Consider the following 20,936-nt stretch of genomic DNA (forward strand, 5'->3'; position numbering starts at 1 on the left):
GCATTAATTTGCCCTGATCCGATCAGTGTCGGCATTTGCGATGCTCCCGACGGACCGGTGTCCGTGTGCGGGCTGTGCCGCAATACCTGCCAATCCGTCTACAATCATCCAAATGCCATTAACCGTAAATCACCTTGCGGATCAGTAACATTGAAACAAAGCATTTTCATTCTGCAGATTAGAGTGTAGAAACGCATTCTTATTTCTGAGGTTTCGCATCTATCAATACAAATCTCAACTTGAATACAACTGATCCTCCCCTGAGTGTTGTTACGAGTAGGTATGCGTCGATGAAATTCATTAGCCGGAATATTCTCGGACTAGCTCTGCTCTTGTCTTCCAGCCTCTTTCTTCATGCAAATGCCGTGGCTGAACCAAGCATTTGCATTCGGCTTCGCCAGCAGCTCAAACTGCCAATCCGGGACGAACCGCAGGCCAATAGAGCTGTCCAAGAGCAGGCGATGAAGCTGCAGCAAGCACGCGCACGCGCCAATCAGGCGGGTTGCGCCAACACGCTCTTTTCCAGGGGAGACCCGAAGCAATGCGCGCGTTTTCAACAGAATATTGAAAGCATTGCGACAGAGCTTGAGAGGCGCAAGCGTGCGGAAACCCGTTCCAAAGGCTCCCCTTCCTCCAAAGCGCGCATTCTTGCGGCACTGAAAGCAAATGGGTGCGCTGAAGAGCGGCGGCAGGGGCTGCTTGAGGCGCTTTTCGGCAATTCAGCGTCCGGGCCGGAAGTAACGAAAGTCGCAACGCTTCCCAGGCAGGCGATCGAACGGAAACGGCCGCGGCAACCAACGCAACCCCCTGATGCATCCAGTACGAAACTCTATCGAACACTATGTGTGCGAACGTGCGATGGGTATTATTTTCCGATCTCTTTCGCCGTCCAGACCAAATATTTCGATCGCGACCAGAATACCTGCAGTGAAATGTGTCCCGCGTCACCGGTAAAATTGTATTCCCATGCCATACCGGAGCAGTCTTCCGAGGATATGACCTCCGTCGAAACCAAGATTCCCTATAAGGACCTGCCCACCGCGTTCAACTATCGTCTTACCGGCGCTCCGCCAGTGGCCAATTGCACGTGCCACAATGCGCAGCAATCATTAAAAACATCGGTCAGTGCGGCGCCCCCCGCAGGTCAAGGAGCTTCAACAGCCCTTGGTCCTGCACTGCCAATCGCACAACACCCTTCCGAGGGGGAGACAGCAGCGGACACGGACGCCGCATCCAAAGGCAGCGGAAACCCCTTTGGCACCGTCTTGGCAGAACCCACCCAGGAGAATGATCGGCGAAATGTACGCGTCGTCGGTTCGGCTTATCTTCCCGATGAAGAACGGAAAATTGATTTCAAGGCGCCACGGCCAGCCGAGCCGCTTTTTACGCAAGACCCCGATCGAGCAAACAGGTTCACATTCGGCATGGCCATCGAAACAGTTGCGACCGATATACTGAAGCGGCTTGGAGATTAAGAATCAGCACTCGAAGCTCGTGCCAATTGACCTTCGATTCAAACCAGCGACGCCACATATTGCGCAATGGGCAGGCAGGACGTCAGCCCCGGGCTTTCAATACCAAACAGATTGACCAGTCCTTTTACACCGTGCGACGACGGGCCCTCGATAAGGAAATCTGTCACCGTTTCGCCCGCAACACTCAGTTTTGGCCTGATGCCGCAATAGGCAGGCTGGAGAACCCCATCGGGCAACGCGGGCCAATATGTCCGTATTGCCTGGTAGAAACGCTCGGCCCGCGCCGGATCGACCGAATAGTCAATGGTATCCACCCACTCGACATCCGGACCAAACCGCATGCTGCCTCCCAGATCGAGCGTCAGGTGGATACCCAGGCCTCCAGGCTCGGGCACGGGATAAATCAGATGCTGAAACGGCGCGGCACCCGGCACCGAGAAATAATTTCCCTTTGCATATCGGCGCTCCGGCACATGATGCTTCGGCAATGCCGCAATTTTCGTCGCCAGTTCAGGCGCGTTGAGCCCGCAGGCATTGATGAACACGTCCGTGCGAAATTCATACGGCCGGTCAGTTTCCGTCTCGATGGTATGAACGACAAATCCATCGCTGTCAGCGTCCACGGACACCACCTTGGTGTGGAATGCGATCATTGCATCGTGCGCCTGCGCATCGCCAAGCAGCGCCAGCATCAGATCATGGCAATCAACGATTCCGGTAGACGGGGACATAATCGCGGCCGTGCAGTTCAATTCCGGCTCGACGCGACGGGCTTGCGCTCCGGAAAGGAATTGCAGATCACCCACACCGCACCTGCGGGCGCGCCCGGCAATTTCGGTCAAGGTCTCAACCTGCTGGTTATCAGTCGCAACGATCAGTTTGCCGCAGCGCTTATGCGCCACGCCGTATGCATTCGCAAACCGGTAAAGCGCGGCGTTACCTTCCACACAGAACTGCGCCTTCAAACTGGCTTCGGCGTAATAGAGGCCGGCGTGAATGACACCGGAATTGCGGGAACTTATTCCACTCCCCACCGCACCGCTCTCTTCGGCGATGAGCGTTTCAATGCCTCGTCTTGCAAATTCCCGCGCTATGGCAATCCCGATAACGCCACCACCCGCAACAACGCAGCCTATGCGATCCACTCTTCACCCCATTGTAGATTCATGATGTCAGTTTTTTCTCCAGACTCTGCAGCGTCTCTATAATCTTGCTGCCGACCCGCTCATAGCTGGGATAGTGCAAAAGGTGTTCCTTATCCCAGTCAGCCGGCGAGAGATCATTGGCACCATCCTGCGGCGCAAAATTCTTCAGCTCATTGAGAAACTCCTGAACCGAGCGCGCCGTTGGCGGGGTTCCTGTCGCCGCATACAGAAAAAGGGCACGGAGCCAGAACTGGATCGCCATCATTTCTGTCCGTATCTGCTCGTCCTCGATCATGGAAATCCTGGCTCACACGCAACGCCCTCAGAACCATTTCTTTACCACTTTTGTGAGCCGGATTGGTAATTGGTCTGACGGATATCAGGTACATCCTTAAGCGTTCGGCCGAACTGTGAAGACAATAAAAACGATGATCTGCCGATATCTTTCAATGGACACGGCAGGGCCAATTGTCACCATTCGATTCCTGCCCGCGTCGTATTGAGGACGCAGGTACGTCGAACGGCTTAGCCGCCTTTCAACTGAATAGACAGCTTAAACCGGCTTCTGCAAAGCGCTAGAGTTAATGTTGCCTGCGTGCCGCCATGACGTAAAAATCCGGCTGGCAAACAAGCGCTCGAAAAACGGTCGACAATCATAAGAGAGGTCAGAGGGTGAGCGCTGTACGCCGGGCATTTTTCATGGCGATACTGGAACAGTATTCGCAAGTGATCGTCAGCGTGGCGATGATCACGGTCCTGTCGCGCATGTTGAGCAGCAGCGAGATCGGGATAGCCGTCATCGGCTTGGGAATTGGCACGATTGCGCTCACCGTCAGGGAGTTCGTCACGTCAGAATACCTCATTCAGCGCGACACACTCACACGCGAGGACATAAGAACCAGCTTCACGCTGACCTTCGGCTTCTCCGCCGTGATAGGCTGCGCCCTGTTTTTCTCGGCCCCCTTCCTTTCCCGATTTTACGCTGCGCCTGAACTGCTCGCATTCATCAAAATACTGGCCTTTGCGGGCGTTATCGACGCTGCTGTCTGTCCGATCATCGCCCTGTTGCGCCGGGATCTGACTTTTGGTGCGGTAACCCGCATCAACGCGATCGGAAGCATAACCAATGCTGTTGCGACAATCGCATTTGTTGCCTTGCATTTTGGCTTCATGAGCTTTGCCTGGGGAACACTCGCCTCGGCTATCGTACGGATGCTTCTCGCTTTTCACACCAGGCCAATCTTCTGGATGTTGAACCCCTGCCTGAAGAGCTGGCGGGCGGCTTTTGCCTTCGGTTCCTATAAAGGCGCATCGACGCTCCTTGATCGGTCCTATGAGGCACTTCCCCAGCTTGTCCTGGGCCGGATCATGCCGCTCACGGCGGTCGGTCTCTACAATCGTGCAAATCTCGTTTGCGGCTTACCCGACAAGATCCTGCTGTCGGCGATATTTTCCGTCGCCTTTCCCGCATTTGCATCGGAAGTCAGAGCGGAACGCGACGTCAAAGCCGCTTATCTGCGCATCATAAGCTACATCACGGCCCTGTACTGGCCAGCAACCCTGGCAATGGCCATTCTGGCCTATCCGATTGTTCGCATCGCACTGGGTCCCCAATGGTCCGAGACTGCACCTCTTGTCCAGATTTTTGCGCTGGCCGCGCTCTTCTGGTTTCCCAATATCCTGACCTTTCCCGTTCTCGTCGCAATGGGCGCAAATAGACAGGCATTTGAAGCCAATTTCATTGGCCGGGGACTGTCGATGCTCGTGATCTGCACAGCCAGCTTTTTCGGGCTCTACGCCCTGGCACTAAGCCAGTTCATAGTCCTGCCCTTTCAGATGTACCTTTCGCTGGTCTATGTCCGCCGGCAGGTTCCCTTTGCGTGGGACGAACTGTTTCACGTTTTATACCGAAGCGGCCTCGTGACGATATGGGCCATTGCAGGTCCGCTGCTCGTTCTTGCGGCGAACCGCTTTCAGTTTGACCTGTCGATTGCCCAAGCCTGCATTGCCGGTCTGTTATCGGCGATAGGATGGTTGGCAGCCTTGGCTTACTTCAGGCATCCTTTTCTCGACGAAGTGGAAAACATTGCAAGAATCGCAATGCCGACACTGCTGGCAAGGATAAACGCCGCGGCCGTCAAATGAGCGGCCCCGTGCTTCGACTCAAGGATTGGATTTTCGACGATGAAATCCATTGACGTGGTCATACCGAACTACAATTACGCGCACTATCTGAAAAACTGCGTCGACAGCGTGCGCAACCAGCCCGCCGAAAGACTGCGCATTCTGATCATAGACAATGCCTCTACCGACGACAGCGCGGCTGTTGCCAGGATGCTGGCCAGTGCCGATCCCAGAATAGAACTGATGCTGCGCCCCAAAAACCTCGGTGCACATACGTCATTCAATGACGGTATCGATTGGGCACAATCGGATTATTTTCTGATCCTTTGTTCCGACGATTACCTGGCACCGGGAGCTCTTGCCCGGGCAATGGCCTTCATGGAGGACAATCGGGATGTTCACCTGGTGCATGGCAAGACCCATTTTCGCGCAAACAACACGGAAGGCGATGGACTGCCGGACAATCCATTGCCTTCGGACTGGTCAAAGCAGGACGGCATGTCCTTTCTGAAATCCCTCTGTCAAAGCGGAAGGAATTTTGTGAGCGGCCCCACCGCGATCGTACGTACGGCAATTCAGAAGAAAGTCGGGTATTACAAGCCCGCCCTGATCCACACGGATGATCTTGAGATGTGGCTGCGTTTTGCCCTTCACGGTGCAGTGGGCCGAACGGAAAATATCCAGGCGGTCGCAAGGGTTCATGATTTCAATCAATCCGCGACCGTTCGCACCCTGGAGCAGTGGAGTATTGAATTCGAAGCGGCGTTCCAGTCGTTCTTCGAGAATGACGGGGCAATCCTGACGGATGCTGACGTCCTTTTACGGCAAGCGCGGAATGCACTGAGTGAAAGGGCCTACTGGTCGGCGGTCGCCCAATTGTGCCGGGGTGAACCCGAGGCTATGGCGTTGATGCGTCATGCCATCAAGCTCCGGCCGTCCGCAGCCTGGCTGCCGCCTCTCCGCTACCTCTTGCGCAGATCAGATGCCTCGGCATTGATTGGCCGCAGCGTCAAGGCTCTTGGGCGGCGACTTGGTACATCCACGACACCAGACGGCCGGCTATGATGACATGACGGGCTGCGCGGTGAACAGCGGGCCGATAACCCTCTCTTCCAGCAGTTTTTCCTGAATGGAAAGCTGCCGTTGAACGCGCGCATTCACTCTGGCCAGTTCCAGATGCACCTCATTGAGGTTCGCAAGCATGCGCCGCGTCTGATCTTTCAGGATATCAACATCGAAGGTTTCAATATGCTGGCATGCGTGCTGATCATATTGCGCCAGCAATTCATCATTCTTTTGGGCATATCCGAGCGAGATCGTGGGACGCGCGAGCTTCAAGGCGCAGACAACATTGTGATAACGCGTCACAACCACAATATCGGTCTTGCCTATCTCCCGCATCAGATCATGGAGAGTGGCACCATGCTCCACGGTTACGCGTTCTTCGGGCTTGTCTTGGGCAGGAACCGAGACTCTTTCGACAATGTCACCCACCGCCCGCCAGTCGCGCTCATCGCCGGTCAACAAGCGGACATTGTGCCCCTCATCGAGCAGCCATTGAATGAAGGAGGCCAACTTACCGATGTAAGACCGGTAGATTGCTTCGCCAAACACCGCATCCTTTGACCATCCGCGATAGTCCATAACGCCTACGCCGACGGTTACGGGACTGTCGTGTTTGGGAGGCGAGGAAGATGGGACCGGAAGCCGAAACGCAATATCGGGGAATAGGCCATCATGCTCGACGGAAAGGCCTATCCTTTTCATATAGGCCAAGGAGTAAGCGTCGCGATAGGATCGGTACTGCGCCATTCTGGCCGCCGAGCGCAGAAACCAGCGGCTGAGGGGATGCTCGATCGGACCCGCACCAATGCTGACGAATGCGATGTCCGCCCCACGCAACCGGGCTGCCAGGCACCAGCGGAAGAGCACGAACGGCCAGCCAAAGGGCGTCTCCTGAAAATCATCCAATATTCCAGTGCCTGGGATGATCAACAGATCCACCCCGCTCAGGCTTGCAAACAGCATATAGATACTGGCGATGCGGCGCGGGATGTCGGCAAGAAACGCGTTCATTCGAATGAACCACTGGTCTTGCAGAACCAGACCGCTGATCCCGATCGATTTGATCTTGTATTCCTTCTCGACCAGTTCCGGATTGGAACAGATGCACATGAGTTCGGCTTCGGACGGCAACGCACGCAGGAAATTCACCATAGCTTCAAGTGAGCCGTCGTTCCCGGTATTACCGCTGCCAAACTGCCCCAGTAAGCATATTTTCATCCACGCATCCTCAGCGTCGCGCGCGATCAATGGGATATTTTGTCCACGGAAGTTTGCTGCTACCGCCGGACAAAAAACACATGGTCTTTGGAACACCGCACCCAGCCTAATGAGCAAGGGGCTTCCCCCAAAGGGTTATAGGCCTCACCCGCCGCGACGCATTCAATTCCCGCGTTTCCCGGTTCATGCTGTTTTCCGGATGAAGCCGAAAAACCCAAGGACAGGACTTCATGAAGTTCGCTTATTTCGTCCGCCCCCATATTGGTGGCACATATACAGTGTTCAGACAGTTGCGCGCCGCGCTGGCTGAAAAGGGAATTGACGTCCATTGGCTGGGGATGGCCACCTACGGCACTCCTTACGATGCTCAATGGCGTCCTGAATTCTCTTACGGTTCCCTGGTGGAAACGCCCAACGGAGCAAGCGAACGGGATCAGGCCGAGGCCCTTGTGGAAGCCCTGGAAGAGGGCGAATTTGACGGAATATTCATCAACGTCCTCAGCGATCGAATTCAAACGAATATTGCGCGTTATCTGCCCGACAAATTCCTGCGCATCATGATCGTACACAACATCACTGCCGGGACTTACAGCGCGGCAAACGCCATCAAGAACCACGTGCATGCGACCGTCGGCGTTTCCGATCGCATTCGCAGTGACCTGGTCAGGAAACTGGGCTTCCCCGCGGACCGAACCTTCGCGATTCCTCATGCCGCGAGCGCGCCAACCATGCGGCAGTTCCGAAGGGAACCCAACCCCGCCGACACATTGCGGGTTATTTTCCTTGGCCGCATTGAGGACGCATCGAAAGGGGTGTTCTGGTTGCCGGAAATTTTCGCCCATTTGCCGCAGTCCATTCATCTGACTGTTGCCGGCGATGGGCCGGATCTCGAAAGCTTGAAGTCAAAGATGGCAACCCGCCAACGGCAGACCACCTTTCTCGGCGCGGTTCATCCCGAAGCTGTTTTCGATCTTCTGCTTCGGCATGACATACTCGTCATGCCCTCGCGTTTCGAAGGATTTGGGCTGACCATCACCGAAGCAATGTCAGCCGGCTGCATACCGGTTGTTTCGCGTATCCGGGGAGTGACCGACACCATCGTCGATGATGGCACCAACGGCTTCCTCTTCACCATCGGAAATGTCAGGGAAGCGGCGCAGATCATCGGCCAGATCCATTCCAGCCGGGAAACCGCGCAATGGATGTCTGACGCGGCACGACACAAGGCCAATAGCACATTCACCATCGGGAATATGGCTGAACGGTATGGCGACGTTATCCGGCACGTCACGACGCACAGACCTGCCATCGCACCACCGCTCAAAATGCGGGATTGGTCCATGCCGAAAGGCTTGCGTTCGGGTTTGCGAACATTTGTGCCGCGCCCGGTGAAGAATTGGCTGCGCATGATGCGGGAGCGCATTTGAAGAGATATCGGCAGATCAGGTAAAAGGGGTTTGGCACATGACTGCATCGATCCGCAATTTTGAAAATTCAGATCACCTGCGCGAACTCGCGCATGATCTGATTCCGGGTGGCGCACATACCTATGCAAAAGGCGATGATCAATATCCCCTGCTGTCGCCTGGCTTCATCGCCAGGGGCTACGGCAGTCATGTCTGGGACATCGATGGCAATGAGTATATTGAGTACGGCATGGGCAACCGTGCCGTCGGATTGGGCCACGCTTATCCTCCCGTCCTAGAGGCGGTCATGCGCCAGCTCCAGCTCGGCTGCAACTTCACCCGCCCTGCCGAAATCGAGGTCGAATGTGCAGCGACCTTCCTTGAGACGGTTCAGTCAGCTGAAATGGTCAAATTCTGCAAGGACGGCTCCGATGCCACATCTGCGGCCGTTCGACTGGCCCGGGCCGTCACAGGGCGGGATATGATTGGTATTTGTGCGGATCATCCATTCTTCTCGACAGACGATTGGTTCATTGGTTCAACGGAAATGAATGCCGGCATTCCAACCGCCATTCAGGCACTGACCGTTGGATTCAAGTATAATGATCTTGAGAGTGCGCGCGCGCTCTTTGAACGATATCCCCACAGGATCGCCGCGCTCATACTCGAGCCTTCGCGCAGTGATGGCCCGGCCCAGCCGTTTCTGAACGATCTGATGGAGCTATGTCATGAAAATGGGGCTCTGCTCATTCTCGATGAAATGATTACGGGTTTCCGCTGGCATGCCGGAGGGGCACAGAAGCTCTTTGGTATAGAACCCGACCTGTCGTGCTTTGGCAAAGCGCTCGGCAATGGCTTCTCTGTCTCGGCGCTCGCCGGCAAACGTGAGTTCATGAATCTCGGCGGCATTACGCAAGTATTCAAACCAAGGGTTTTCCTGCTGTCGACCACACATGGTGCGGAAACCCACGCTCTCGCCGCGGCGATTGCCACCATGCGGATTTATCAGAATGAACCGGTGATAGAGCATCTTTACGCACAAGGACAGCGGCTGAGGAGTGGTGTTCAACAGTCGATTGCCCGGCATGACCTCACCGGTTACGTCAGCGTCACCGGCGCCAATTGCTGTCTTGCCTATGCCACGCTGGATACGGAGCGCTTGCCTTCGCAAGCCTTCAGAACGCTGTTTCTACAGGAAACGATACGCCGCGGTATTCTGATGCCATCGCTTGTCGTGAGTTATGCGCATACGGATGAAGACGTTGACCGCACGATAGACGCGATTGATGGAGCGCTCGGCGTGTACAAGAAGGCGCTGCAGCACGGGGTGGACAAGTATCTGGTTGGCCGCGCTTCGCAGCCGGTTTTCCGTCGTTTCAACAGTCCCGACACGCCCGCTCCCGTTTTAAAACGCGCCAGCAATGCTTGACGCAATTCCGAGGCGGGTTCTGCTATGGGCATTTTTGTTGCTTCTTGCACTGTGCACATCGATTAATGCAAAAGAAGCTGCGTTTCCCCTGCGCATCTCAGCCAATCAACGCCATTTGGAAGATACTGCGGGGCGGCCATTCCTGATGACAGCGGACACGGCGTGGTCCCTCATAGGGGATCTGTCCCGCGAAGAAGCCGATCACTACCTGGAGGATCGCAAGAAGCGCGGTTTCAACACTATCTTGGTTTCGCTCATCGAGCACCGCTTCAGCCGCAACGCACCGGGCAATTTCTACAAGCAAAAGCCATTTGCGGCAGGCGGCTTTGTCACCCCCAACGATGCCTATTTTGACGATGCGGAGTGGATTCTGCGCCGGGCGCAGGATCGGGGATTTCTTGTACTGCTCGTCCCGGCCTATCTCGGCGTGAATGGCGGAGATCAGGGGTGGTATAGTGAGATGCGCAATGCCGGTACCGAAGCAATGAAGGCCTATGGAACCTACATCGGCAAAAGGTTTGGAAAATTCAACAATATAATCTGGATACAGGGCGGCGACTACGATCCGCCGGATATGAGCCTGGTCGAGGCGTTGGCCGGATCGATTGCACGCGCTGCCCCGGATGCACTACAAAGTGTGCATGGCGGGAGGGACGCAAGAACGGACCTTGTCTGGAAAGCAGCCTGGAAAAGGCTCGATACACTCTACACCTATGGCAATGTTGCCCAGGCTGCACTCGTTCAATATCTCGTCTCACCGGCAAGACCCTTTTTTCTCATCGAGGGAATGTATGAGGGGGAGAACGGTGCAACGGAGGAAACGGTTCGGGTAGCAGCTTATTCCGCCCTTCTGTCCGGTGCCGGCGGCCAGGTATTCGGCAACAATCCCGTATGGCATTTTTCGGGTCCCGGCGTGCATGAGGAAACCATGCCCTGGCAAAAAGCGCTCGCAAGCCGCGGTGCCCAAAGCATGACCTATCTCAAACAATTCTTCGAAACCATTCCCTGGTGGGATCTTGAACCCGATCAGGGCAAATTGCTGACGACACAAGGCCAGCCGGCAGCGGGAATCACGGTGGCCGCGCGTTCGCCCGGCGAAAGACTTGTCGTGGTCTATCTCTCGGGTATGAACAACGTCGTTCTCAATGCACAGGCAGACTGGCAGTCCACCAGAGATATCCGCTGGTTCGATCCATCCTCCGGACAATACATGGCTGCCAAAGAGCCAATAAAGAGCGTCGCCGGCACATTGGAATACCGTGTTCCTGCAACCCGGAATGCGTCGGGTTACCGGGACTGGCTTCTCGTTGTGAAACAGCGCGATTAACACAGATCAGGCAAAAGAAGTAGGCGCTTCGCCGAAGGTTCAGCCAATTGCATTTGCGATCCTCCAAACTCCTCTCTCGTCCCGGCCCGCCCACTGGAAGTACCGTGGCATCAAAGACGGCTTCTTTGAAAGGGTTGGAACAATGAAGGTACTTGTGACAGGACATCGCGGCTATATCGGTTCAGTCATGGTTCCTTTCCTGCAAAAGGCAGGCCATGAGATTCACGGCTTCGACAGCGAACTCTACCGGAATTGCCATTATGCGCCCGGTGGAGCCCTGCCTGACATACCGGGATTATGCAAAGACATACGCGATGTCACCGCGGACGAACTGGTAGGCTATGATGCTATTGTTCATCTCGCAGCACTCTCCAACGACCCGCTGGGGAACCTCAACCCGGAGGTCACCTACGACATCAATCATCGCGCAAGCGTTCACTTTGCGACGACCGCGAAGGAGGCTGGCGTTCCGCGTTTCCTTTACGCCTCTTCGTGCAGCAATTACGGTCAATCCGGCAGCGACATAATCGATGAAACCGGCGCATTGAACCCGGTCACGGCCTATGGATGTTCGAAAGTATTGGCCGAACGCGACATCGCGGAACTTGCCGACGAGACGTTCAGCCCAACCTATCTGCGACCGGCAACGGCCTATGGTCTTTCGCCCATGCTGCGTTTCGATATCGTCTTGAATAATCTCGTGGCATGGGCCGTGACGGAAGGTGTCATCCTTTTGAAATCCGACGGAACCCCGTGGAGGCCAATCGTCCACATCGAGGATATTTCACGGGCTTTCCTGGCGGTATTGCAGGCACCCCGGCAAGCCGTACACAACGAAGCATTCAATGTCGGGCAGTCCGAACACAATTATCGTATCCGCGATATCGCTGAAATCGTCGCGGATATCGTTCCGGGCTGCCGGCTGGAATTTGCACCCGGCGCCGGCCCCGATACACGTTCGTATCGGGTCAGCTTTGACAAGATCAGGCGGGTTCTTCCCGATTTCAAGCCACGCTGGGATGCAAGAGCCGGGGCCGAGCAATTGCATGCGGCCTATGTAACCGCGAATTTGACACTGGCGGAATTCGAGGGGCCCCGCTATCAGCGGATCAGCCATATCCGTCAGTTGCTCGACGATCGGAAACTCACCTCCAGCCTGCGCCGTATTTCAGCAGTGGAGCGCCATCCAGCGCTGTCCGATGCCGTCATATGATCATCCCGCGCCAGTTGTTAACAACATGGTAAATGCGCCCGACCGGACAAAGTCCTCCGTTGGAACAGCGACAGACATCGGTCTTTCCATTCACACCCTGGCTGCCCGCCTGTTTCCTATATGTCGCAGCATCACGGGCGATGGCGTCCGTGACACCTTGGCCATTCTGGGCCAGCAAATCGATATGGTTGTGCACGAAGTCCCCACGGGAACCCCGGTGTTCGACTGGGTGGTACCGTCCGAATGGAACATCCGCGACGCCTACATCAAGGATGGCTCCGGCCGCAAGCGCATCGATCTCGCCAAATCCAATCTGCATGTGGTTAGCTACAGCAATCCCATTCACCGTATCATGCAACTGAGCGAACTCAGACCCCACATCCACACACTACCCGATCAGCCCGACCTGATCCCGTATCGAACCTCATACTACAGCGAGCAATGGGGTCTTTGTACAAGCCATAATGCCCTTCTTGCGCTCGCGGACGGCGAATACGAAGTCCTGATTGACGCTGAAAAGACTGACGGTCATCTCACCTATGGTGAATACCTGCACAAAGGCACCACCGACAGAGATGTGCTGTTTTCCGCCCATATCTGTCATCCCTCGCTTGCCAATGACAATTGTTCCGGCCTCGCCCTCTTGACCCTGCTCGGCAAGAGTTTGCAGTCCCGCAAGACACGTTACAACTATCGCTTCCTCTTTGCGCCGGGAACAATCGGCGCGTTGACCTGGCTTGCCCGCAACGAAGACAAGGTTGCACGCATCGATCACGGCCTGGTGGTGTCGTGTGTCGGAGACGGCGGCGGCCCTACCTACAAGCGCAGCCGTCAAGGCAACGCCATTATCGACCGGGCGATGGAAAGCGTCCTGTGCTGCGGCAATCGACAGGCAATCATGCAGGACTTCAGTCCCTACGGATATGACGAGCGGCAATATTGCTCCCCGGGATTCAACCTTCCCGTCGGTCTGTTCCAGCGCAGCGGTTTTGGAACCTTCCCTGAATATCACACCTCAGCGGACAACATGGCGCTCATTACACCCGAAAACCTTGCGCTTTCCTACCAGATGATCAGCGAAGTCATCGATATCATTGAAACGAACTGGACCCCGGTCAACCTTTTTCCCAAGGGCGAACCGCAACTGGGCAGGCGCGGCCTTTACGCCTCGCTGGGCGGTGACAAATCGGCCGTGCAAACGTCGATGGCCTTTCTCTGGGTTCTCAATCTCGCAGACGGAAATCACAGCCTTCTCGACATGTCGCTGCGTTCCCGCCTGCCCTATCCGGATATTTTCCGCGCCGCGCAATTATTGCTGGAAAAGGGCCTGCTCGGCGGGGAGCTGCCGCAGGCGTGATGGGATGAGCGTGGTTGGGGGCAGGACAGGCTCCTATATCCCTTGCCGCATCAAGGTTGGGGTTTTAACTGCAAAGCTGCTCGCCCAGGAGCGGCCAGGACCGGTCCTTGTCAGAAAGAACCGCGGGGGGCGCCGGCCAATCGATCGCAAAGGCCGGGTCATCAAAACGCACGCCGTCAGCAGCGGCTGGATGGTAAAATTCTGAAATCAGATAGGACACCACGGCATCATCGCTCAGGGTTTGGAATCCGTGCGCAAAGCCCTTGGGTATATAGAGCTGGCAATGGTTGCCCTCCGACAGTTCAAATCCGGCGTGACGCCGGTAGCTCCGCGAATCCTGTCGCAAATCGATGATCACATCCCATATTGCGCCTCTTATGCATGAAACCAGCTTGACCTCCGCATGGGGTGCCTTCTGGAAATGCATGCCGCGCACTGTGTGCATTGTCAGTGAATGCGAGGCGCTATGCTGAACGAACTCGGTGGCAAGCCCATGTTCGCGGAACTCCTGCGCGCAGAAGGTCCGCGCAAACGATCCCCGCGTGTCATGGTGGGGAAGCGTCTCGATAAGCCATGCTCCGCTCAGTTCTGTCTCGGTGAACCGCATCTGATCCCGCCTCGTCCCCGACCTGCCAATGACAGGCACAATCTTGTCAGAGCCCCGGCAGGAATGAAACTCTCCAATAGAGGTAACGAAAGCTGTACTTGAGGTTGTCTGCGGCACCATCCCGCCCGTTTCGCTGCAGTGCCGTTTCAAAGCACACCGTTTGACGGAACGCCGCTTTCGCGGGTCATCCGTTCGGATGATCCGTTTGATCGCATTGGCAGGTCGCCTACCATCCCGTGAGGCCATAGATTCAGATCGGGGAAAACAATCATCCCCCGCATCCAGGACACCGACAATTCATCGGGAGCGAAGGTATGAATCTACTGGCGAATACGTTTTCCCTGGCGAACCAATCAGGCAGCAGAACCCATTTCTGCCGCCTTTGCAGCGCGCCGCTCAGGCATACATTCGTTGATCTGGGTATGTCGCCGCCGTGCGAGAGTTTCGTTGCCCGCGACCGGCTGGATGATATGGAACCCTATTATCCGTTGCACGCCTTCGTTTGTGAGGAATGCCTGCTTGTGCAACTGAACGAATATGTCACGCCGCAGGCCATCTTCGAGGAATATGCTTATTTCTCCTCCTATTCGACCAGTTGGGTCGAACATGCGAAAACCTACTGCCATCAGATAGCAAAGCGTTTGCAACTCGATACGCAAAGCCTTGTTGTCGAGCTCGCCAGCAATGACGGATATCTCCTACAGCATTTCATCCCAATGAAAATTCCGGCGCTCGGCATAGAACCGGCGGCAAACGTCGCCAAGGTTGCGATCGAAAAAGGCGTATCCACGCGCATGGAATTCTTTGGAGAAGCCTATGCCCACCAGTTGGTCACGGAAGGCCTCCAGGCTGACCTTATCGTTGGGAACAATGTTTTAGCGCAAGTACCTGATCTCAATGATTTCGTTGCTGGCATGGTTGCGTTGTTGAAACCGCAAGGCGTTATAACCCTCGAATTTCCGCACCTTGAGAAATTGATATCGCAAGGCCAGTTCGACACGATCTATCACGAGCATTTCTCCTATTTCTCGCTGCTCGCCATCGAACATCTGGCGAAACGGCATCACCTCAAAATCATCGATGTGGAAGAGTTGTCGACCCATGGCGGATCGCTGCGGGTGTACCTTACCCACGCCGCCAGCACATGGCTCGTGCGGGAAAGCGTCGCCCGCATCAGGCAGGATGAGATAAACGCGCATCTTGATCAGCTTGCCACCTACACCGCCTTCGCCAGCCGCGCCCGCAAGGTCAAGCGCGATCTCCTGACATTTCTCATAGCGGCCAAAACTGAAGGCAAGACGATTTGCGGATATGGCGCGCCCGGCAAGGGCAACACACTGCTCAACTATTGCGGCATCGGGCCTGACTTCCTCGATTTCACCGTGGACCGCAACCCCTACAAGCACGGCCGTTATACACCCGGGATGCATATCCCTATTGAGCCTGTGGAGGCGATTGACCGGCTCAAGCCTGACTACATCCTCATTCTTCCCTGGAACCTCAAGGACGAAATCGTGAAGCAAATGCATCATGTTCGCGAATGGGGTGCCAAATTCGTCGTACCCATTCCGGGTGTCGATATTGTTGATCCGAGAGGTGACGAGCTATGAAAGTGGTTCTGTTCTGCGGCGGTATGGGTACCCGTATTCGCGAGTACTCGGAAAATGTACCCAAACCCATGATTCCACTCGGTTCCCAACCCATATTGCGCCACGTGATGCAGTATTATGCCGACTATGGACATGAGGACTTTATTCTTTGTCTGGGTTACAAGGCGAACGTCATCAAGGATTTCTTTCTCAACAGCAGACCGCAGACCTTTGCCGATTGCGTCGTCAGCGGCGACGGGACCGTCGAGGTTTTGGGTGAATCCCAGAAGGACTGGCGCATATCCCTGATTGATACCGGTATATGGCGTAACATCGGCGAGCGTCTTTGGGCAGTGCGCGATCAGTTGCGCGGCGAACGCGTCTTTCTCGCCAATTACAGCGATGGGCTTACCAATGTCGATCTTGACGATATGATCGAAAAATTCGAGGCGAGCGGCAAGATCGCCTGTTTTCTTGCCGTGCGCCCGCCCCTTACCTACCATCTTGCGGATATTGCCGATGACGGCCGCGTTTGCGAGTTTCGATCCTCCGACCGTTCGGACATCTGGATCAATGGCGGATATTTTCTCATGCGCAGTGAAATATTTGATTACATGCGCGAGTCCGAAGAATTGGTGCTTGAGCCTTTCAGCAGGCTTATCAAGGATAACATGCTCATGGCTTACAAGCATGAGGGGTTCTGGCGCTCCATGGATACGCTTCGCGACTGGCAGGCACTGCAGGAGATGGTGGAAAGAGGCGAAATGCCATGGATGACCCATGCACCCGCCCGCGGTAACTCCAGGGCGTCAAAGGTCAAAGTTTTATGAGGTCATTGCCCTTTGCCTACCACGGGCAACGGCTGTCGGTATTATGCCTCGGCGCCCATTCCGACGACATCGAGATTGGTGCGGGCGGTACAATCCTGCACATGATTTCGGGCGGCGCCTTGCTTGACGTTCACTGGTGCGTGATGAGCAGCCCGGGTGACCGGGCCATGGAAGCGCGCGCATCAGCCGATGCGTTTCTTGCCGGCGCATCATCAACGCATGTAGAGATCGCCCAGTTCGAAGACAGTTACTTTCCAAGTCAAACGCGCGAGTTGAAGACCTGGCTCAATGCGTTGCGCGACCGCGTCTCGCCTGACATTATTTTCACCCACGCACGCCATGATGCACATCAGGACCATCGCGCGATCAACCAGCTCACCACAAACGTATTCCGGGACCATCTGGTGCTGGAATATGAGATTCCCAAATGGGACGGGGACCTGACCGAACGCAATGTCTACGTTCCCCTGACCGAAGAGATCATGCAGCGCAAAACGGAACTCCTTCTGAAACACTTCGGAACGCAGCGATCCAAGGACTGGTTCGACGCGGATACATTCCGCGGTCTTGCGCGCATTAGAGGCATTGAGTGCCGGGCACCGGGCAGATTTGCAGAAGCTTTCACAGCACGGAAACTGGTGATCAGCATGGGCACCGGTCAATAGGGCAAACCGCCTTGCCTGGTTGCAGCCGAATTATCCGGCGATGGGGTGACCTGCTTCCAACCGCCGTACACATCGACTCAAGCGAAACAGAGCAAACGTCGCTCGCCCCGATTCGGAACCATCGTTTCACAACGTCTGCGCGGTCTAGAACGCAGGTCTAAATCCCGCGCTAAGGTCAGTAATACGCCCGTTCTATTTTGACCGGTTTACCCCTCTATTTTAGTTATACTAATGGATTAGTCATTTCATAATTGCCTGCTTGCTTCCCATCCAAAGGACTACGCGTGGGATTAAAGACTTTCCTCCATGGAAGGCGTAAATTGATATTGCCAAAAGAAGTGCAATTGAGCGGAACAATCCGTTCATGACAAACAAACATGCAACAAAGCATCAAACTTGGGGATAAATTATGGAAAACATGCATGTCAACCATACTCTAGACGAACTGGAAGATGAGGATATTCACAAAATTATAGAAATCACTGATAACTCATCTTACACAATAAGTGCCAACGAAAATAAATTCCAAAAGTATTCTACCAACGACTATTTGCTTATCATTGACCGCCGTGCCCTTGAGAGGGAGTGTCTGGCCCAGGCTTTAGCCGCCCATCACATGGGTTTGAAGGTCAAAACCTGCGGTTCGCTGCAGGAATGGCAAGCTTCCATTAACAGTCCTGCTGGGCTGCGTGCCGTACTCGTCAACACGGGAAACCGCAATCTGAGCGACGGCGATCTCTCCGCAGAAATATGCGAACTGGTCGAAGCGTTCCAGAAGGTGGCTGTCGTCATGGTTGCGGACAATGATGATCTGGCAACCATTCTCAAGGCCCTCGAACTGGGCGTGCAAGGTTATATTCCGACAACCGTTGGAATTGAGATCTGCATGCAGGCTATCGAACTGGCGATCGCCGGCGGGAAATTCGTTCCTGCAAGCTGCGTTCTGTCCCTCAGGAAACTCATGGGTGGCCGCAGCGATGAATTCCGGCACATAACGACCTCGTTTACGGCACGGCAATCGGCAGTCGCCGAGGGGCTGCGTCGGGGCAAGGCCAACAAGATCATCGCCTATGAGCTGAACCTGTGCGAGAGCACGGTGAAGGTTCACATACGCAACATCATGAAGAAGCTGGGTGCAACCAACCGGACAGAGGTGGCCTACAAGATCGGCGACATGATTCCGCACGAAACCAGGTTTTGACGCCGGCTGGACCCCAGTCGTTCGCCATCCGATTTTGCAGGAACTCACGCAATGATTTTCTCCGATAGCATTCCTCACGCATCAGGGCCGGCAATCCATCGCCTTGTTTCAGTTGTCCTCAAGCGGCGGAAGACAATGCTTGCAGCGTTGTCGGCATGCCTCTTGCTGACCACTGCCGCCTATATGACGACGCCGGCCCAATACGTGTCTGAGGCAATCCTTGCTCTGGACGTTCGCAAGTTGCAGGCCCTGCCAACCGAGTCTGTTGTCTCGCCTTTGCCGCAGGAAAGCCCGGTGCTGCGCACTGAGCTCGATATCATCAGCTCACGCATGATGGCCGGGAAAGTGCTGACCCGGCTCGATAGCCTGAACTTTGATGCCGATGGACGCATCAATCCCGCCGATCAGCAACCGCCCGCAAATACAGCTGGCCCCGATCAGATCAGCCCTTTGCCGGCGCAATCGGACGAGGATCGCAATCGCAGCCGCATTGACAAATTGCTCTCCAACGTCAGCGTCGTGAATGACGGCAGGTCATACACCATCTACATCAGTTACAGGGCAGACAACCCCCAATACTCCGCTGCGGTGGCCAATGCCTTTGGCGAAGCCTACCTCGACTATCAGGTCGATCTGCAAACATCCGCAACCCGGCGTGTGAGCGACTGGCTTGGCGGTAAACTTGTCAGCCTGCGCGCGACACTTGAACAATCGGAGCGGGCAGCCGCGGACTTCCGCGAAAAATCGGGCCTTGTCAAAGCCAACGGCATGACCCTCCAATCGCAGCAGATCGCTGCCCTCAACACGGAACTTGCCAATTTGCGGGCGAAGCTCGCGGGCGCAGAGGCGCGCCTTTCCACCGCAATCGACGCGTCGAACAACAAAGCCGGCGTTGCATTGTCTGAAATTCTCGGCTCGCCGGCCATACAGCAGTTGCGTGCCGAGCAGTCGCGCGTCGAGCGATCGCTCCAGGAAATCAGCCAGAGCGGCGCCATACAAAGTGTGCAGCTACCTCAGTTGAACTCGCAACTTGCTTCGTTGAAGAGCCAGATTGCCGGCGAAGTACAGCAGGTTATCGACAGTTTGAGGAACGAGATCAACGTCACGCATCGCCAGCAGGCGGCGGTGGAAGCGAATCTTCGGGAAATGCAGGAAGGCATGTCCGCAGCGAACCAGGCACTGGTGCATGCTGACCAACTTGACCGCGAGGCGAGCGCAAACCGCGCAATCTACGAGAGCTACCTGACCAGATATAAACAAACCATAGAGCAGGACGGCATAGCAACGGCTGAAGCCCGCATGATCTCACGTGCCGTACCGGCACGGTCAAGAGCAAGCCCCCACCTTTCAACGTGGATGGCGCTTGGCATCATTGGTGGCACATTCCTGGGCATATGCGCGTCCTTCCTTCTTGAAATAAGGGACAAGTCAATCCGGTCGGCGCAAGCGCTCGAGAATGCGACCAGAACCCCCATCATTGGCCGGATCCCCAAATTGTCCAGCCGCGAGCGCAAAAATGCCGCGCTGATTGTCAGCGAAGGGCGCTACGGCTTTGCGCGTGCGATTGCGGATTTGCAGGCCCACCTCCTTCTGTCTTCGCCACAAAAAATGGCCCATGCCATCGCTGTCACATCAGCCGGGACCCAGGAGGGCAAAACGCTCATCATCGCCGGACTGGCCCGGTCATTGGCCGCGACAGGTGTTCGTGCCATCATCATCGACGCCAATTTCACCGCCCCCATGGTTGGGCAGGAATTCGGCGATCAGTTTGGGCCTTATCTGGAGGATGTGATCAGAGGCAGGCACACGCTTGAGGCCGTGATTCAGCACGATGTATTCTCATCGATCGACTTTGTGGCAACGCAACCCTGTTCCGTTCCCGCTGAATTCCTGCTGGGACACGAGCAATTTGCCAAGGTGATCAATGCCCTGAAGCATCAATATGACATCGTGCTCATCGATACTCCGGCGGTTTGCCTGGGTGCGGACGCGATCCGTGTGGCCTCGCTTGCCGATACCACAATCCTTGTCGCACAATGCGAACGGGCCAACATGGATGACATTCTCAACGCCGTGAAGGTGCTCAGTTCCGACGGGCGAAGACTGAGCGGCATCGTCATCAACAGCGATCCAAGCATAAAGGATGCCTCGCCCCCCGATCACCAGCCGCCGGCACCCGCCACAGCGAAGCGCTTCGTGCTGGAAGTCGCCAGCCACAAGAAACTCCGCTCTTCAGCGGCCAAGGTATGAGGGCGAAAATGCTCAAAGGACAAAGGAAAAGCCCG

The 20,936-nt window shown here is 55.5% G+C and carries 18 protein-coding genes; 14 read left to right on the forward strand and 4 right to left on the reverse strand.

Translation table 11 applies throughout. The annotated features are described in order from the left end of the window. On the forward strand, positions 1-189 hold a 189-nt coding region (locus tag RDL77_RS20645), incomplete at its 5' end, for a hypothetical protein (protein ID WP_288194531.1). A 101-nt stretch (positions 190-290) separates the two neighbouring features. Beyond that, entirely contained in the window at positions 291-1,475 is a 1,185-nt protein-coding gene (locus RDL77_RS20650; protein WP_288194532.1) for a DUF2865 domain-containing protein, read from the forward strand. A 38-nt stretch (positions 1,476-1,513) separates the two neighbouring features. Here RDL77_RS20650 and RDL77_RS20655 read toward each other — a convergent pair whose 3' ends face one another. After that, a complete protein-coding gene (locus tag RDL77_RS20655; RefSeq protein ID WP_288194533.1) occupies positions 1,514-2,620 on the reverse strand; it encodes an NAD(P)/FAD-dependent oxidoreductase in 1,107 nt (368 codons plus the stop codon). A 19-nt stretch (positions 2,621-2,639) separates the two neighbouring features. Then, the gene (locus tag RDL77_RS20660; protein WP_105735295.1) at positions 2,640-2,915 is read right to left on the reverse strand and encodes a hypothetical protein; all 276 of its coding nucleotides are present in this window, start codon (positions 2,913-2,915) and stop codon (positions 2,640-2,642) included. 377 nt (positions 2,916-3,292) lie between these two features. Here RDL77_RS20660 and RDL77_RS20665 point away from each other — a divergent pair, with 377 nt between their 5' ends. Together RDL77_RS20665 and RDL77_RS20670 are read left to right on the forward strand one after the other, a co-directional pair. Further along, positions 3,293-4,765, forward strand: coding sequence for an oligosaccharide flippase family protein (locus tag RDL77_RS20665; RefSeq protein WP_288194534.1), 1,473 nt, complete (start codon positions 3,293-3,295; stop codon positions 4,763-4,765). A gap of 39 nt (positions 4,766-4,804) precedes the next feature. After that, on the forward strand, positions 4,805-5,809 hold the full coding sequence (locus RDL77_RS20670; RefSeq protein WP_288194535.1) for a glycosyltransferase family 2 protein: 1,005 nt from the start codon (positions 4,805-4,807) through the stop codon (positions 5,807-5,809). Here the strand turns inward: RDL77_RS20670 and RDL77_RS20675 are convergent. Continuing rightward, entirely contained in the window at positions 5,804-7,057 is a 1,254-nt protein-coding gene (locus RDL77_RS20675) for a polysaccharide pyruvyl transferase family protein (RefSeq protein WP_288194536.1), read from the reverse strand. The two genes, RDL77_RS20670 and RDL77_RS20675, sit on opposite strands and share 6 nt — an antisense overlap. Positions 7,058-7,305: 248 nt before the next feature. Here RDL77_RS20675 and RDL77_RS20680 point away from each other — a divergent pair, with 248 nt between their 5' ends. The 5 genes from RDL77_RS20680 to RDL77_RS20700 all read left to right on the forward strand — a co-directional run bounded on the left by RDL77_RS20680 (position 7,306) and on the right by RDL77_RS20700 (position 13,759). Further along, entirely contained in the window at positions 7,306-8,454 is a 1,149-nt protein-coding gene (locus RDL77_RS20680; protein WP_288194537.1) for a glycosyltransferase family 4 protein, read from the forward strand. Between the two features lie 37 nt (positions 8,455-8,491). Next, the gene (locus tag RDL77_RS20685; protein WP_288194538.1) at positions 8,492-9,862 is read left to right on the forward strand and encodes a glutamate-1-semialdehyde 2,1-aminomutase; all 1,371 of its coding nucleotides are present in this window, start codon (positions 8,492-8,494) and stop codon (positions 9,860-9,862) included. Continuing rightward, positions 9,855-11,189 (forward strand): DUF4038 domain-containing protein, encoded by a 1,335-nt coding sequence (locus tag RDL77_RS20690; RefSeq protein ID WP_288194539.1) that lies wholly within the window; start codon positions 9,855-9,857, stop codon positions 11,187-11,189. Before RDL77_RS20685 ends, RDL77_RS20690 begins: the two co-directional genes overlap by 8 nt. Before the next feature lie 142 nt (positions 11,190-11,331). Continuing rightward, complete coding sequence (locus RDL77_RS20695; RefSeq protein WP_288194540.1) at positions 11,332-12,402, forward strand: NAD(P)-dependent oxidoreductase; 1,071 nt, start codon at positions 11,332-11,334, stop codon at positions 12,400-12,402. Positions 12,403-12,427: 25 nt separating this feature from the next. Then, positions 12,428-13,759, forward strand: a complete 1,332-nt coding sequence (locus RDL77_RS20700) for a DUF4910 domain-containing protein (protein WP_223615289.1) — start codon at positions 12,428-12,430, stop codon at positions 13,757-13,759. Between the two features lie 64 nt (positions 13,760-13,823). Here RDL77_RS20700 and rfbC read toward each other — a convergent pair whose 3' ends face one another. Beyond that, the gene (rfbC, locus tag RDL77_RS20705) at positions 13,824-14,366 is read right to left on the reverse strand and encodes a dTDP-4-dehydrorhamnose 3,5-epimerase (RefSeq protein ID WP_288194541.1); all 543 of its coding nucleotides are present in this window, start codon (positions 14,364-14,366) and stop codon (positions 13,824-13,826) included. A gap of 314 nt (positions 14,367-14,680) precedes the next feature. Between rfbC and RDL77_RS20710 the strand changes: the two genes are divergently transcribed. The 5 genes from RDL77_RS20710 to RDL77_RS20730 all read left to right on the forward strand — a co-directional run bounded on the left by RDL77_RS20710 (position 14,681) and on the right by RDL77_RS20730 (position 20,901). Then, the gene (locus tag RDL77_RS20710; RefSeq protein WP_288194542.1) at positions 14,681-15,976 is read left to right on the forward strand and encodes a class I SAM-dependent methyltransferase; all 1,296 of its coding nucleotides are present in this window, start codon (positions 14,681-14,683) and stop codon (positions 15,974-15,976) included. Beyond that, complete coding sequence (locus RDL77_RS20715; protein WP_288194543.1) at positions 15,973-16,785, forward strand: glucose-1-phosphate cytidylyltransferase; 813 nt, start codon at positions 15,973-15,975, stop codon at positions 16,783-16,785. Before RDL77_RS20710 ends, RDL77_RS20715 begins: the two co-directional genes overlap by 4 nt. Then, positions 16,782-17,450, forward strand: coding sequence for a PIG-L deacetylase family protein (locus RDL77_RS20720; protein ID WP_288194544.1), 669 nt, complete (start codon positions 16,782-16,784; stop codon positions 17,448-17,450). The genes RDL77_RS20715 and RDL77_RS20720 overlap by 4 nt, the downstream gene beginning before the upstream one ends. A 409-nt stretch (positions 17,451-17,859) precedes the next feature. Further along, the gene (locus tag RDL77_RS20725) at positions 17,860-18,651 is read left to right on the forward strand and encodes a response regulator transcription factor (RefSeq protein WP_223615294.1); all 792 of its coding nucleotides are present in this window, start codon (positions 17,860-17,862) and stop codon (positions 18,649-18,651) included. Between the two features lie 294 nt (positions 18,652-18,945). Further along, positions 18,946-20,901 carry a polysaccharide biosynthesis tyrosine autokinase gene (locus RDL77_RS20730; RefSeq protein WP_288194545.1) on the forward strand — a complete coding sequence of 652 codons (1,956 nt, stop codon included), beginning with the start codon at positions 18,946-18,948 and terminating at the stop codon, positions 20,899-20,901. The last annotated feature ends 35 nt before the right edge of the window (positions 20,902-20,936 follow it).

This window comes from uncultured Phyllobacterium sp. (genome assembly GCF_902479695.1).
In the GTDB taxonomy this organism is placed as follows: domain Bacteria; phylum Pseudomonadota; class Alphaproteobacteria; order Rhizobiales; family Rhizobiaceae; genus Phyllobacterium; species Phyllobacterium calauticae.